Raw genomic sequence first — 308 nt, 5'->3', positions numbered from 1 at the left:
CGCCGTTCACTGGGGCTTCGATTCAATGCTTGCACATCTCCTCTTAACCTTCCAGCACCGGGCAGGCGTCAGCTCGTATACGTCATCTTTCGATTTAGCACAAACCTGTGTTTTTGGTAAACAGTTGCTTGGGCCGATTCTCTGCGGCTGCATCTCTGCAGCACCCCTTCTCCCGAAGTTACGGGGTCAATTTGCCGAGTTCCTTAACAACCCTTCTCCCGTTGGCCTTAGAATCTTCTTCCTACCTACCTGTGTCGGTTTGCGGTACGGGCACCGCAGAAATACACACAGCTTTTCTCGCCATCTTC

The 308-nt window shown here is 52.3% G+C and carries 1 rRNA gene; it reads right to left on the bottom strand.

The window, feature by feature from the left end:
- Positions 1-308: ribosomal RNA gene (locus tag JCM17207_RS10455) — 23S ribosomal RNA — on the bottom strand; the annotation flags it as partial.

Source organism: Faecalibacterium gallinarum, from assembly GCF_022180365.1.
In the GTDB taxonomy this organism is placed as follows: domain Bacteria; phylum Bacillota; class Clostridia; order Oscillospirales; family Ruminococcaceae; genus Faecalibacterium; species Faecalibacterium gallinarum.
The sequence above is the reverse complement of the archived record's forward strand: the minus strand, read 5'-3'. Positions and strand labels throughout refer to the sequence as shown.